The organism is Microcoleus sp. Pol7_A1 (genome assembly GCF_036701085.1).
Lineage (GTDB): Bacteria > Cyanobacteriota > Cyanobacteriia > Cyanobacteriales > Microcoleaceae > Microcoleus > Microcoleus asticus.
On sequence record NZ_JAUBQD010000001.1, the window covers coordinates 146,744 to 161,320 of the forward strand.

The 14,577-nt window shown below is 45.7% G+C and carries 11 protein-coding genes; 8 read left to right on the top strand and 3 right to left on the bottom strand.

Features of this window, described 5'->3' with window-relative positions; translation table 11 throughout:
- The first annotated feature begins 74 nt into the window (after positions 1–74).
- Complete coding sequence (locus QUA20_RS00635; RefSeq protein WP_172186692.1) at positions 75–434, top strand: phage holin family protein; 360 nt, start codon at positions 75–77, stop codon at positions 432–434.
- A 210-nt stretch (positions 435–644) separates the two neighbouring features.
- Here the strand turns inward: QUA20_RS00635 and QUA20_RS00640 are convergent, their stop codons facing one another.
- From QUA20_RS00640 to QUA20_RS00650, 3 genes are all read right to left on the bottom strand, one after another.
- Positions 645–1,322 carry an N-acetylmannosamine-6-phosphate 2-epimerase gene (locus QUA20_RS00640; RefSeq protein ID WP_333184355.1) on the bottom strand — a complete coding sequence of 226 codons (678 nt, stop codon included), beginning with the start codon at positions 1,320–1,322 and terminating at the stop codon, positions 645–647.
- 158 nt (positions 1,323–1,480) lie between these two features.
- Positions 1,481–1,747, bottom strand: a complete 267-nt coding sequence (locus QUA20_RS00645) for a four helix bundle protein (RefSeq protein WP_333184358.1) — start codon at positions 1,745–1,747, stop codon at positions 1,481–1,483.
- Positions 1,748–1,853: 106 nt separating this feature from the next.
- Positions 1,854–4,403, bottom strand: coding sequence for an ATP-binding protein (locus QUA20_RS00650; RefSeq protein WP_333184360.1), 2,550 nt, complete (start codon positions 4,401–4,403; stop codon positions 1,854–1,856).
- A 636-nt stretch (positions 4,404–5,039) separates the two neighbouring features.
- Between QUA20_RS00650 and QUA20_RS00655 the strand changes: the two genes are divergently transcribed.
- The 7 genes from QUA20_RS00655 (at position 5,040) to QUA20_RS00685 (ending at position 14,552) form a co-directional block, all read left to right on the top strand.
- On the top strand, positions 5,040–6,326 hold the full coding sequence (locus QUA20_RS00655; protein ID WP_333184361.1) for a chemotaxis protein: 1,287 nt from the start codon (positions 5,040–5,042) through the stop codon (positions 6,324–6,326).
- A 203-nt stretch (positions 6,327–6,529) separates the two neighbouring features.
- Positions 6,530–8,452 (top strand): response regulator, encoded by a 1,923-nt coding sequence (locus QUA20_RS00660; protein ID WP_333184363.1) that lies wholly within the window; start codon positions 6,530–6,532, stop codon positions 8,450–8,452.
- 270 nt (positions 8,453–8,722) lie between these two features.
- Positions 8,723–12,163 (top strand): PAS domain S-box protein, encoded by a 3,441-nt coding sequence (locus QUA20_RS00665; RefSeq protein ID WP_333184365.1) that lies wholly within the window; start codon positions 8,723–8,725, stop codon positions 12,161–12,163.
- 309 nt (positions 12,164–12,472) lie between these two features.
- Positions 12,473–12,859, top strand: a complete 387-nt coding sequence (locus QUA20_RS00670; protein ID WP_333184367.1) for a response regulator — start codon at positions 12,473–12,475, stop codon at positions 12,857–12,859.
- A gap of 583 nt (positions 12,860–13,442) precedes the next feature.
- The gene (locus QUA20_RS00675) at positions 13,443–13,643 is read left to right on the top strand and encodes a hypothetical protein (protein ID WP_333184369.1); all 201 of its coding nucleotides are present in this window, start codon (positions 13,443–13,445) and stop codon (positions 13,641–13,643) included.
- A 175-nt stretch (positions 13,644–13,818) separates the two neighbouring features.
- Positions 13,819–14,127: a DUF1830 domain-containing protein gene (locus QUA20_RS00680; RefSeq protein WP_333184372.1), complete on the top strand. Its 309-nt coding sequence runs from the start codon at positions 13,819–13,821 to the stop codon at positions 14,125–14,127.
- Between the two features lie 74 nt (positions 14,128–14,201).
- A complete protein-coding gene (locus tag QUA20_RS00685) occupies positions 14,202–14,552 on the top strand; it encodes a late competence development ComFB family protein (RefSeq protein WP_333184375.1) in 351 nt (116 codons plus the stop codon).
- Positions 14,553–14,577: the final 25 nt, after the last annotated feature.

Here is a 14,577-nt window from a genome sequence, read left to right on the forward strand (position 1 = left end):
GTTTTTTTTGATTAAGGTAGAGCTTGAATATCAGGTTTTTTTGACAATTCAACTGTTAAGGAGGTAGGGGCGCTGTGGAACCGATCGATTTTTTAATTGCTTGGCTGGTGACGGGCAGCAGCTTGCTGCTAATTTCTCAACTGCCGATCGGCGTAGAAATTGACAGCACACCGAAAGCAGTAATTTCGGCTGCGGTTTTGGGAATTTTGAATGTTTTAATTTTGCCAATTCTAAAAGCTGTTTTTTTCGTGCCGAACCTGCTGACGCTGGGATTGCTTTCCGGTGCGTTTGCTTTTGTAATGAACGTGATTATTTTTGCCTCGGCTGCGAAGTTAGTTGAAGGATTTAGCTTGCGGATGGGTCTTTGGAGCGCGGTACTGGGGGCGATCGCCTTGGCTGTAGTTAGCAGCTTTATCAACGGCGCGCTGATTTAGCAACTTCCCCAGAAAAAGGGCGATTGAAATCGCCCGATATTTCCCACCCTTACCTTGCGCCTTTCGTTTGCCTAAAAGCGATTTCAATCGCCGAATATTTATTCTCCCTTCTTCCTTCTATCCGTTACATCCGTTAAATCCGTTGCCGAACTTCCTTCTATCCGTTACATCCGTTACATCCGTTAAACAATCCGTTGCCGAACTTCCTTCTTACTTTCCAATCACCGATCTATAGGCTGTCACCTTAATATCAATCCCAGTGATATCTGCGCCGACAACCACAGCCGCCGCTCCTAAATCTAATGCTTTTTTAGCCATTTCCGGCCCAGCGATCCCGCCTTCGCAGATAACCGGAACCTTAAGCTTTTCTACCATTTCCGCCAGCAAATCAAATCCCGGCGGCGAGAAATTTTCCGTATGGGGAGTGTAGCCAAAAAGAGTAGTTGCTACAGTATCTGCGCCAGCTTGGGCAGCCGCGATCGCAGCTTCTATTGTATCTACATCCGCCATCACTAATTTACCCAATTCGCTGTGAATTTGTGCGATTAATGTCTTTAAGTCTTCGCCGCCAGCAGGACGGTTTCTCAGAGTAGCGTCAACGGCGATAATATCGGCTCCAGAAGCGGCGATCGCCCGCGCGTCTTCAAAGCGAGGAGTAATGTAAATCTCGCATCCCGGCAATTGCTGCTTCCAAATCCCAATTATGGGAGCGGATACCTGTTTTCGCACCGCCGCAATGTGAGCCGGAGTGTCAATCCGCACGCCCGATGCACCTCGATTGATGGCGGTTCGAGCCATTGCCGCAATTACGATCGGATCGTGCAGCGGCGAATCAGCAGGTGCTTGACAAGAAACAATTAATCCTGTAGGAATTTGACAATTAATCATGGCGAATTGGGAATGGGGAATTGGGCATCGGGCATCGGGCATCGGGCTTTTTTTGTAATTTATTCCCTGTGTCCTATTGAGCTCAAATAAGCGTTAAGTTTTGGTAGTATTTTATCGACAATTGGTTTAAATTGGCTTACTTCTTCGCTTGTCATAAGTTATCTAGCATAGGCTAATCTTAACCAGTTTACTGTTTCGTACAAAGAGCCTCTCGCAATTTTTACAAAACGCCGATTATCTTGGTCATTATAACGACCTCTTCCTTCAGCAATATTAGCACAGACACTATCAGCAGACCGAACGATCTGTTTACCCATCGTATCTTTTGTGAAGTAATCCCATTTTTTAACAATGTCCCAAATCTGATTCGCCAAACTTTCCGCCAACTTATAAACCTCTAATTCCTCAAAATCAGGTCTTCCCATAATTGCCTCAAAAACTCAATTATATTAAATGCCCGATGCCCCATGCCCGATGCCCGATGCCCGATGCCCCATGCCCGATGCCCCATGCCCGATACCCAATTCCCAATTATCCATTACCAATCCCGGCCATTAAAGAAATAATTTTGTCAAGCAATTGCTCAGGGTGAATCGGTTTAGCCAAACAATCGTTAGCTCCCCCCGTCACGAAAGAGATCTCATCTGCGGGAATCTCATTAGCGCTTAAAGCCAGAATTTTGATATTTTCAGTAGCGGGTTTTTGGCGCAGTTGGTGAATTATTTCGCAGCCATTCATACCGGGCAAACGCATATCCACAATCACTGCATTCGGCTGCAAAAGTTCAATTTGTTCCACCGCCGCCGAACCTTCAATCATCCACACCACTTGCAGTCCTGCGACTGTCAGGATATCGCAAATCAGCATGGCAGTTTCTTCATCTTCTTCGACGAGCACGAGGCTGCCGCGCAAAGAGGAAGAATGCAGCGGTAAAGATGAATTAGATTTTTCATATTTGAATTTGGTGGATTCATCTTTGCTTTGAGTTTGGATGGGTATAAAAACGGTAAAAGTAGAGCCGATATCAACTGTAGAGTTGACTTCGATCGCGCCGCCGTGAAGTTCTACCAACTGTTTAGTTAAAGCCAATCCCAGACCGGTGCCGCCGTATTCGCGGCGGTAGGGGGAATCCAACTGCTGGAATTTTTGAAACAAAAGCGATCGCTGATCTTCGGGAATTCCAATGCCAGTATCTTTGATTTGAAAAACAGCGGTGCTGCCTGCCGGTGCAGTACCGGGCTGCCGCACTGCCGGCGTTCGATTTTTATCTTCTGTCACCCAAACTCGCAGGATGACTTGCCCGCCTTCGGGAGTAAATTTAATGGCATTTCCTAAAAGATTGAAGAGAATTTGTCTCAAGCGGCGCGGGTCAGCGGTGAAACGATCGCACTCTTGTTTTATCCGCTGTTCTTGCACCAGTTCCACGCCTTTAGCCATAGCTTTTTCTTTGAGGGCGTGCAGGCTCTGAGAAGCTAATTTAGAAAGAGAAAACTCACTAATTTTTAATACTGCTTTTCCGGCTTCTACTTGCGATAAATCTAAAATATCGTTAATTAATTCTAATAAGTGGTCGCCACTGTCCCGGATAGTTTGCAGGTACTGTCGCTGCTTTTGCACCGGCACTTCTTTGCTGCCAACTTTGCCGTAAGACCACCGCAGCAGGGTGTCGGAAATGCCGATGACGCAGGTGAGGGGAGTCCGCAATTCGTGGCTCATAGCTGCCAAAAATTCGCTCTTGGCGAGGCTGGCAGACTGGGCGGCGACCAGTGCATCGCGCAGTTCTCGCGTGCGCTCTATTACGCGCTGTTCTGAGGTGCGCTTTTGCTGCTGGACTTGTGCATAAAGTTCGGCTTGATAAATGGCGATCGCCAAATGTTCTGCTATTTGCCGCAAAAATGTTTTTTTGCTTTCTTCCCACTCCCGAAAAGTACACTGGTGGGCAATTAGCAGCCCCCACAATTCGTCTTGAACTACGATCGGCACTAGCAACTTCGCCCGCACCTTCGCCCGCCGCATCAACTCTAAAAAACAAGGCTGCGAAGAGTAAGTTTTTTCCACATCCGCGACGCACAAAGTCAAACCTTTGCGATATTTTTCTCTGTCAATGACTCCATTCGTAAAACACTGCGCGCTTTCACTAAAATTGAGTACAGACGAGATAGTATCGTTGGCTAAAGCTTCGTAGGTGACGCGACCTAAATACAAGTAAGACCCTAAATTTTCTTTGATTTTGCCAGACCCAGAAACCGCAGCAGGTATTTCTTTAGCTAACTCACCATTATGCGGCGCTGGCACTTTTTCAAATTGATAAATTAACAGGCGATCGACCTCCAAAAACTCTCGCACTCGCTCGACTGCTTTTGACAAAATTACAGGCAATTCCAAACTCTGGCGGATTTGAGTTGTCACTTGGTTCAAAAGTCGCTCTTGTTCGAGCTGCTGCTGCAAAGCATCTTCGACTGGCTGACAAAATGAAATGCAGGGATTGGCAACTTGTAATTGATTGACGGCTTCGGCAATCTGTAGCTTTAGCGTTTCTGGAGCTATCGCTTTGGGGGCGGAATTTTGCTCTATTTCTGTTTGGTGGTGTAGGGGCTGGTGACAGTTTTTTCTGGCATCGGAACCGAGAATATCCAGCAAATTGAGGGTGAATTCGCTTTGAAAAAATGCCGAGTTTGGCTGTATATTTTTAATTGCTTGTTTGAGGGCGCGAATATCAATTTGCCGCGAGGGTGCGGGCGTTATTTCTGCGAGTTTGTTTGCGAGGGGAGAGAGGAAATTGGCGATCGCCCTGGGATCGAAAGTCAACTGCACATTCAATTGCGAAGTAAGATTTTTTTCACTGTGTTTGCGTCCGTTTGTTGCGAACTCATCTAATAGCTTGCCCCGCAGCAGCCCGCTAAAATGATCTGATACCACTGCTGCAAACCTTTCCGACGAGTTTTCCAGATTTTGATAATCAGCGATCGCATCGTCGGCCAGCCAAATCGCCCCGGGAAGTTCAGCCATTTGCTGTAACAACTGGTAAGCAGCCTCAAAGGTTGCTAGCGGCAAAGTCCGATTTAAGGTTTTTGGTTTCAATCTAGATATTTTCCCGGTTGTTTTAAAGAACAAAATATGAACGCCCCTTTTGTGGGGACGGAACCAGGGGCGCAGCAGGCGCGGCCGCTCCAAGAGACTTGAGATGAAAGTAGTCAGAAGGCGGGCTCTCGTCAGAGCCAGGAGCCAGAAACCTTATTTCTCCCTATAGTTGTCATCTTTATTCGCCGCGAGTTACCCCACTATAGCTGTAAGAGCGCGAAAGCGGTGGGAGGAAATGGGGGGCACAGATACGGCTGAATAATCGATCGGTTCTGGTCGTGTTTTTGAACCGGGTTTTGTATGGAAACTAAGGAATTCCACTCCCATTGCTGGGCTCAAGTTAGCACGGGCCTTTGTTGTAGGTCGGTACTTTGCCAAACACACTGCCTCCCAAATGGCTGTTTAATGCTTTCGTTGCAGATATCTTAACTAGCTACAGATTCCGGGCGTGTGAACTTCAACACTTGCCCACAACTCCTGTCAGTTAAGATTTAGACTGGTCAACTAGGACTCTTTCAAGCCCCCACTAAATCGGTATGCCGGTGAGTGGTGGGTTCTTGACTACTTTAAAAAATCTTATTCCAGTATAATATCAATATATAATTTGTTAACTTCTACTTAACACGATCCGGGTAAATGAGCAATCCAACTCAACTCACCCCCGATTTCACTATCGGACATCTGCCTTGTCACGACTTTCAAGTGAGTGCTGCAACTCCAGGACAGGTAGTGGCTGAAAGATTCGAGCAAGAACCAGACTTGCCGGGAGTCATTATTACCCACGAATCACAGGTATTGGGCATGATTTCTCGCGTCAAGTTTCGAGAGCAAATGAGTCTTCCCGATCGCTTAGGAGTTTACGGGCAGCAACCGATTCGCTGCTTGTTAGATTTTATTAGAATTCCGCCTTTGCTGCTTTCGGAAAACTGGAAAGTTGAGGATGCGGTGCAAGCGTCTTTCAACAGGCACAAAGACTTGATTTATGAACCCATTGTGGTAGTAATGGCAAACCGGAATTACCGCATTTTGGACGTTCATACTCTGGTGATTGCCCAGTCGAAACTTTTAGCGCAAGCTAACAAAGTTATTCAAAAATACCGAGTAGAAAGGCACAAATATCTGGCGGTAATTCAACAAGAACAGGCGAGATTCCACGAATGTAATGAGCTTTTAAAATCCCAACAGCGTCAAACAGAAAAATCGAATAATGCTCCCAGTTCCCAGGAATTGGCACTGGTAAAACAAGCTGAAGAAATTGCTCAAATGAATCAGCGATTTGTGAGAATTGCGAAACTGATTTCCTCGGAAGGTCGCCAAGCATTTCAAGCTACTTTTCAAGGTGCTAATTCTATTTGCAACAATACAGAGAAAATTTTGGGCGTTGGCAAAGCAATAGCTAATGATTTAGAAACGGTTAACCGCACTTCCCGAACCATCCGGGAGGCGATCGAACAAGTCAGGCATTTAGCAGTACAGGTGGCTGTAGTTACCAATCAAATGGGAAATCAGCCCAGCGGTCTGAGCCAAGTGAGTCTGGAAATTGGCAGACTGGCGAGTAAAACTTTTGAATTAGGGACTCAAATGGAGCAAATTGCCAGCCGGTTTAAACTTCGCGTTCATGAACTCACGCAGGCAGCAAGAGCGGGTGCTAATGTGGCTAAATCTGTGACCATCAAGATCGATCGCGCAGAAATGGCGCTGTTAGAGTTGGAGGAATTAATCGCGGAAAAAGATTTCAATTCACAGACCGCTATCAAACAACCTTTGGGAGTCAGACAAAGTGTTACCGCTGATTCTTTAGTTAAAGAGATAAAAAACGCCGAAGTCGCGGTTTCTGAGTTGGAAAACTTAGTTAAGCATCAAGATTCATCGCAATATTTGATTCAAAAAATTCAGCAGGCGCTGAAGTCAAAAAAGCCATAAAGTCCCCCGGAAAATCCGATGAAACATTGGGAGAGGTAAAAAAAGTCCCAAGAATAATTTACCGTTTTACTGTATTCAAGAATACTATTTGTTAGGCTGAAGGTGGGAAAATTTCAAATAAACTCGGAAAAAGGTTATTTAAGTCTCCCCATAATTCGATAAGAAGTCAGTCACTAAAATAGATTAAACAACAGGTTACGCTTATGAAAATTCTACTGGTAGAAGATGACACAGTTACAGTCAGTTTGCTGACCCAAGCGCTGAACTCTCACAATTACAATGTGAATGCGGCAGCAGACGGTGAAACAGCCTTGCAGTTGGTGCAGGCATACGATTACGACCTGATTGTTTTGGATGTGCTGATTCCTAAACTCGACGGCATTAGTTTGTGTCGGAAATTGCGATCGTCCGGCTGCCAAATGCCGATTTTACTGCTAACAGCACTAGATAGCAGCAACGATCGAGTCCAAGGTTTAGAGGCGGGTGCAGACGATTATGTGGTCAAACCCTTTAATCTCGAAGAATTAATCGCTCGAATTCGCGCTTTGCTGCGCCGGGGTAAGGCAACTTTGTCGAGTACAAATTTGACCTGGGAAAAACTGCAAGTCAACCCGGACACTACAGAAGTAACTTATGCCGAAAAAGTGCTGCACTTGACTCCGAAAGAGTACAATTTGCTGGAACTTTTCCTGAGAAATCCCCGCCGCATTTTCAGCCGCAGCGCCATCCTCGATCGCATTTGGTCGGCCGGCGAATTTCCTCAGGAAGAAGCCGTTACCGCTCACATCAAGGGGCTGCGGCAGAAGCTGAAAGCAGCCGGGATGACTGTAGATTTAGTGGAAACCGTGTACGGACTGGGCTATCGCCTCAAAAGTCTACAAGAAGATATTGAGAGCCAAAAAGTTGCGCGGGAAACGGCAGAAACTGCTAAAAGTCAAGAGACTTTATCTGCTGAATCCAGCGGGTCGAGCCAGGAATTAAACAATGACGACCGCCGCCTCAAAGTCCAGAATGTGGTTGCCCAAATGCGGGAAAATTTAAAAGCCAATTTTATAGAAAAGGTGGCGATATTCGATCGCGCGATCGCTCAACTGAAAAGCGGAAGCTTGGAGGGCGAACTGCGCCAGGAAGCCCAGGCTCAAGCTCACAAATTAGTCGGTTCTTTGGGGACTTTAGGGCTGCCCAAAGGTTCGGAAGTTGCGCGCAAGATAGAACATTTGTTCAAGGCTGAAAACATCTTAAAACCGGAGACGGCTCAGCAGATTGAGGGATTTCTGGATAAGCTCAAACAGATATTCGATCGCCCGTCGCCCGAACCAGAAGGCGATTTGGTTCCTGCAGTTTCCCAGAAGCGCCGAATGCTGATTGTTGATGATGATACTTTTGGGAGCGAGCAACTGAAAATAGTAGCACCCGCTTTCGGCTTCCAGATAGAAGTCGCCAGCTCTCTGCAAGCGGCAAGAAGTGCGATTTCTCAACAGCCTCCTGACGCGGTTTTGCTGGATTTGACATTTTCCAGAACTGAGGAAAACGGACTTTCTTTCCTAGCCGAACTCCGCAGTGAAAAACCAGAAATTCCCGTGATAGTTTTTAGCGAGCACAATCAATTGAGCGATCGAATAGAAGTTGCTCGTTTGGGAGCTTCCGGCTTTTTACACAAATCTATCCCCCCAGCAGATATACTCAAAGCAGTCGCCCAAGTTCTCGACCAGACTGGTCCTGCTGAAGCTAAAGTTATGGTGGTAGACGATGACGTGCATCTATTGGCTGCACTGCAAGTGATTCTACAACCTTGGGGATTTCAAGTAACAACATTGGACGATCCCGAAAAGTTCTGGGAGGTACTCGAAACCACTTGTCCGGATTTGCTAATTTTAGATGTTGAGATGCCCGGTTACAGCGGTATCGAGCTGTGTTTGGCAGTGCGCAACGATTTGCGCTGGAGCAGGCTCCCCGTGCTATTTTTGACGGCTCATTCCGAGTCGGAAACAGTGCGCCAAATGTTTGTCGCAGGTGCTGACGACTACGTGAACAAGCCGATCGTGAAACCGGAATTGATTGCTCGCCTCCTGAATCGTTTGGAGCGGACTCAACTCAGGAACAGACTGGCTCAGGCACAACACTAATACCTTTTTAGATTAAAAAATTAAAGAATTAAAGAACTGAAGGATTGGGAATGACTCATGAAACTTCTGGTTTCGAGCACCTGCGTGCAGTTGTATTCTTTTTTTGAACTGGTATAACTAGGAGGAAATATGCAGTGCGTGTCCGAAACGAATCAGGAAGCCTTAGCCAAGAATTGGGATTGTGTGGTTGTGCGATTCGGACACGGTGGCGTTGATTGATGTTAGCCCGATCCTCCAGAACATAGACTAATTTAGAGAAGTATTAATCATATGAAAGCAAGGACATTGCCCTCAAACACAGGCACTCTCAAGGATAGCGACTGCGAACTAATTTACGCCCAGGCTTCGATTCAACCTCATGGCATCCTTTTGGTGCTGGAATCTCCTGTGTTGAAAATTTTGCAAGTTAGCAACAATACTTTTGAGGCTCTCGGCATTTACGCCGAAGAACTTTTGGGCAAATTTTTACATGAATTTGTCGGGACTGAGGAAATTGAGGCTATAGAAAAAGCTTTATCTGAAAACTGTTATCAATCTAACGGTATCAAATTATCATTCAAAAGTAAAAACCGCCAGTCTTTTTTTGAGGGCACGCTGCATCAATCTAGTTCAGCATTAATTTTTGAGCTAGAGCCGATTGTTTCCCCACAAGCTAGCGATTGTTTGAATGGTTATCATTTAGTCCAAGATCCGATCGACAAAGTTCACAAAACACCAAGCCTGCAAGTGCTGTGTCAGACAGCAGTTGAAGAAGTGCGGAGGATGATCGGTTTCGATCGAGCGATCGTCTATCAATTTGATGCCACCGGTGCGGGGGAAGTTGTCGCCGAAGACAAAGTAGAAAGTTTGGCTCCTTTATTGGGACTGCACTATCCAGCTACCGATATTCCCCCCCAGGCAAGAAAACTGTTCAACATGAATTTAATTCGGTTTATTCCCGATATTAACAGTCAGCCTGTAGAACTAATTCCTCACTGCAATCCGCTGACTGGTCGCCCTGTGGATCTGGCCGGCTCTTTGTTGAGAGCAGTTTCCCCTTGCCACGTTCAATATCTCAAAAATATGAACGTTGCCGCTAGCATGACCCTGACATTAATCAAAAATAAAAAAGTCTGGGGATTGATAGCCTGTCACCACCCAACACGAAAGTATGTCAACTACGAAACAAGAACGGCTTGCGAAATGCTAGCAAAGTTTGTGAATCTCGAACTCAGCTACAAACAAGATAGCGAAAACTGGGAATATGGTATTTATTTAAAACAAAATTGCCATAAATTTATTAAAGAAATTTCTCAAAAAAACAGCTTTGTAGAAGGTTTGCTTACATTCCCAGATGAATTGCTGACCTTAGTGGGCGCTACCGGTGCAGTTGTGTGTGCCAATGAAAATTTAACAAGCATCGGCAAAACCCCGGAATTGGTAGAAATCGAAAACTTAATTGCTTGGATAAAAAGTAAAAAAAATAATGATATTTTTCATACAGATTCTCTCTCAAAGCTGTATCCGCCCTCCGAGAAGTTTAAAGAAGTGGCTAGCGGTTTGCTGATACTTGCCATGTCCGAAATGCAAAATTATTACATTTTGTGGTTCCGTCCCGAAGTAATTCAAACTGTCAACTGGGCAGGTGAACCAGAGTGGTCAATTGAATTAAAGCCGGATGGCAGCAGGCAGATGTCTCCTCGCAATTCCTTTGAGTTGTGGCAAGAAACTGTGAGGTTAAAATCTTTGCCTTGGCAGCAGTGCGAAATTGAAATAGTCCGAGAACTTCGAGTTGCTATTGCTAGCATGGAGTTGCGGAAAACCAATCAGCAGCTCAGCTTAGCTTTGTCGGCTACCAAAATCGGATTTTGGGACTGGGACGTGCAGAAAAATAGCATTGTTTGGTCGAGGGAACACGAAGAGTTGTATGGGTTGGCCCCGGGAACTTTTGGCGGAACTTATGAAAGTTTTGCAGCTTGCGTTCACCCAGAAGATTTAAACAGTATTCAGAATGCTATCAATCAGGCGATCGCCCAGCGATCGGATTTCTGTAACGAAAACCGCGTGGTTTGGCCGGACGGCAGCATTCACTGGATTGAGGGGAAAGGTAAGTTTTTTTTCAACGAAGCAGGCGATGCAGTGCGGATGGTGGGGACAGTTACAGAAATTACCGATCGCAAAGCTAGAGAATTACAGTTGCGCCTGTTGGAATCAGCAGTCACCACTACTAACGACGCCGTGTTAATTACGGAAGCTGAACCGATTAACGAACCGGGCCCGCGAATTCTTTATGTCAACCCAGCTTTCACGCGGATGACTGGCTATACGTTAGAAGAAGTTGTGGGCAAAACCCCGCGCTTTTTGCAAGGAGAAAAAACAGACCGCGCCAGTCTCGATCGAGTTCGGACAGCTTTGGAAACCTGGCAGCCGATCCGGGTTGACTTGATCAATTATCGCAAAGACGGGACGGAATTTTGGGTAGAAATCAGCATTGTGCCGATCGCAGATGAAACAGGTGGGTTTACCCATTGGGTATCAGTACACCGCGATATTAGTGAGCGCAAACAAGCTGAAGCCGCCCTCCAACAGCTCAACGAACAGTTAGAAATGCGAGTTTTGCAGCGAACCCGAGAACTAGAAAGCTCTCAAGCAGAACTCCGGGAAAGCGAAGCATTGTTTCGCTCTTTGAGCGAAAGTTCGCCCGTCGGGATTTTCAAAATCGATACTAATGGGAAATGTACCTATACAAATCCCCGCTGTCAAGCAATTGGCGGCTTCGCACCTGCAGCAGCTTTAGGAAACCGCTGGATGCGGTTTATTCACCGCGAAGACATCAAACTAATTCTGTCTAAGTGGCCGGAATCGCAATCGCTTGATGGGGAATTTTCCTGCGAATTCCGCCACATCCAGCGAGACGGAACAATCCGGTTTTGCCGGCTTAAAACAGCTCCGATTTTTTCCGACAGAGATCAACTAATCGGTCACGTCGGCACAGTCACAGATATCACAGAAAGTCGGGCAATTGAAAAAATGAAAAATGAGTTTATTTCGATTGTCAGCCACGAACTGCGAACGCCGCTTGCTTCAATTCGCGGTTCTTTAGGTTTGCTGGCAGCGGGCGTACTGAAAGATCAACCGGAAACTGCCAAACAGATGTTAGAAATTGCGTCTAGCGATACCGAACGGTTAGTGCGTTTGGTCAACGATATTCTAGACTTAGAGCGGCTCGATGCGAGCCAGGTTATCCTCGTCAAGCAGTGGTGCGATGCCGCTGTTTTGATGCGGAAGTCTGCGGAAGCTGTGCTGTCTGTGGCTGCTGAGAATAACATTAATTTGTCGATTTTGCCCGAAACAGCAAAAATTTGGGCTGACCCGGACAGGATCGTTCAACTGCTGGTAAATTTGTTGAGCAATGCGATTAAATTCTCGGCTCCGGAGAGTACAGTAACTGTCAGGGTTGAAGATTTGGGCGATCGGGTTTTATTTGAAGTCAAAGATCGAGGGCGGGGGATTCCTGCTGATAAACTAGAAACTATCTTTGGACGGTTTCAACAGGTCGATGCTTCTGACTCCCGCCAAAAAGGAGGTACCGGTTTGGGTTTGGCTATCTGTCGCAGCATCGTGCAGCAGCACGGCGGCAGAATTTGGGCCGAAAGCGTTCTCTCAGAAGGAAGCAGTTTCTATTTCACAGTGCCTGCACAGTTAGAAGGCGAAGGGGGAAAAAGTTTTTAGTTTTGAGATTGCTTTGATCGGAGATGGGGAAAGCTAACGTTCCTCGCAACGCACGCGGGGAGAATGAGTTTGCGAGGCCTATATATCGATTTTTATGTTCTCGGTTTAAGTAGGTGAGCGGCAAAATATAGCAACCGCCAAGATTATTAGGACGTTCTTAATTTCTGAAACAGTTAACTTTATTGCTGATTGCTTCTTCCCTCTTGCTTCTTCTTTCTGCTATATCTGCTAAGAAACCGGGTTGATGAGGCACCGTGCGGAAGTCCTCTTTCGGTTTACCACGATCAATTGAAAATTAGAGTTTTTATTATGTCAGCAAAGCGCATTTTGGTAATCGATGATGAAAAAAATCTCTGCAGCGTGATTCAGGCGTGTCTGGAACATTTAGGCGGCTGGACGGTAGTGAGCGCGCTCAGCAGCAGCGAAGGAAGGCTTTTAGCTGAAACTCAACTCCCTGACGCTATTCTGCTAGATGTGATGATGCCGGATATGGACGGAGTTGCTCTGTTTGGTTTGCTGCAAAACAATGCGGCTACTCGGGAGATTCCGGTGATTTTCCTGACTGCTAAGGTGCAGGCGATGGATTTGAGCGAATTTGCTGATTTGGGGGTAGCGGGGGTGATTCCCAAGCCTTTCGATCCTTTGAGTTTGGCACAGCAAGTTGCGGGAATTCTCGGTTGGGAACCGTTGTCTTAAACTCGGGAAAAATGCGATCGCGTCATTTGTTATACCAATTCAAAAATATCTTGCTACAATTTTAAATTTTATATCAATTTAAAAGTCGCATATCTCTCTAAAGACAAAGCATTTCCTTGTTCCTACAGATGCTCGCCGACAATCTATGTGTAGCCTTATTTTTAGAAATTGGTATTGCTTTTAACTCTCATTCCCTAGAAGTTGCAGAGACGATCTCACGGAGTCGGGTTTTTTTGTTACCAGCAAAGCCGATGGGCTATCAGCGTATTTACAGGCAGAATAACTCCTCCAGAAGTTACGCAGACTTGCCTCAAGAACGGGTTTTTTTAACGCGAAATCACAGATGTAGCGAATTTTTTTGGTAAAAAACCCGGTTTCTGCCTGCGTAACTCTTCTATTAGCAGGCAGAAACCGAATTTTTTAACGCGAAATCACAGATGTAGCGAATTTTTTTGGTAAAAAACCCGGTTTCTACCTAAGTCTTGTAATCCCTGCTTCGGCAAAAGTATATTTATCAAAAAAGATGATTGTCTTCATAATTTCCTCATATTTTTTAGATAAAGTTTACTCCAAGCTCTAAATTATGAAAGTCGATCGCAATCTCAGCACCATTCCGCTGCCGAAGAACCAACCTGTTGCAGGAGAGTTCGGGTCAGTGACGGTACTTTCTATTAACTGGTGCTACAGTACAACCAGCCTGAATAAGTCAGGAGTTAGGCCCTGCATACTACAAAAACCGGGTTTTTTAACCGAAAAAAACCCGGTTTCTGCACCAGTCCTCTAAGTGTGGGCAGGAGACTCAATGGTAAAAAAAATTAATAACTGAAGATGTGATTTGCGCTCTCGAATAACACCCCAAAAATAAGTCGGTCGTTTGGTCGAGAGCCCAACTCGCAATTGCCACTAACAGGCAAAGCCAAGTCTCAGTAAGTTGTTGAAAGAGTGTGGAGATTTTTCCAATGTCATATCAGCTACCTTCTAAAGGTAACAACCAGATTCTGTGCTATTACGCAAATGCTAGCAACCTAGTTCAGGTGCTGCGGATTGGGAATATTCCTAATTGGCACTTTGAAAGAGTCGTGTTTCCGGGACAGCGACTGATGTTTGAAGCTGCATCAGAAGCCGTCTTAGAAATTCACACGGGTACGGTGGCAAGTGCTATTTTATCGGACAAGATTCCCTGCTACGTCTTGCGAGTTATAGAAGAGGTAAGTTCCGAGATCGAGCTGGTGAGTCCCGAAGGACAATGTGCGGTATTAGCCCGCTAAGATTCAGCAGAAATCACAGGATCTCGATATCGGCATCAAAAATATTAGTTAACGAGTGTTTGGGGACGGTAAAAATGCAGAAAAATCTTGTCAATATTACCTTGGCAGTAGTCACAGAAGAAGTAGAAATTATCTTGGAGTCTTATCCGACGCATCCCTACCAACAAGCTTTTTCGGCTTCTGGCTTGCGACAGGATTTAATTGCTTACGTGCTCAGCAGAATTCCTAATAGATATACTGCGATCGACTCCGGCGAGTCTGTGTCAAACCAAACACTCCAGGTTCGCTGTTCTTCAGAGCAGTTGCTGCACATAGAAAATTTGATTCATACTGGCATTCGCGACGTGTTGCACAGCTATCAGAAGATAGATTACCGCCTTCCTGAAGAAGTTAAATTCGGTTCGAGAGTTGCTGGTTGGTTTTGATAGTTTGTCGTAAATGAGGGAGACG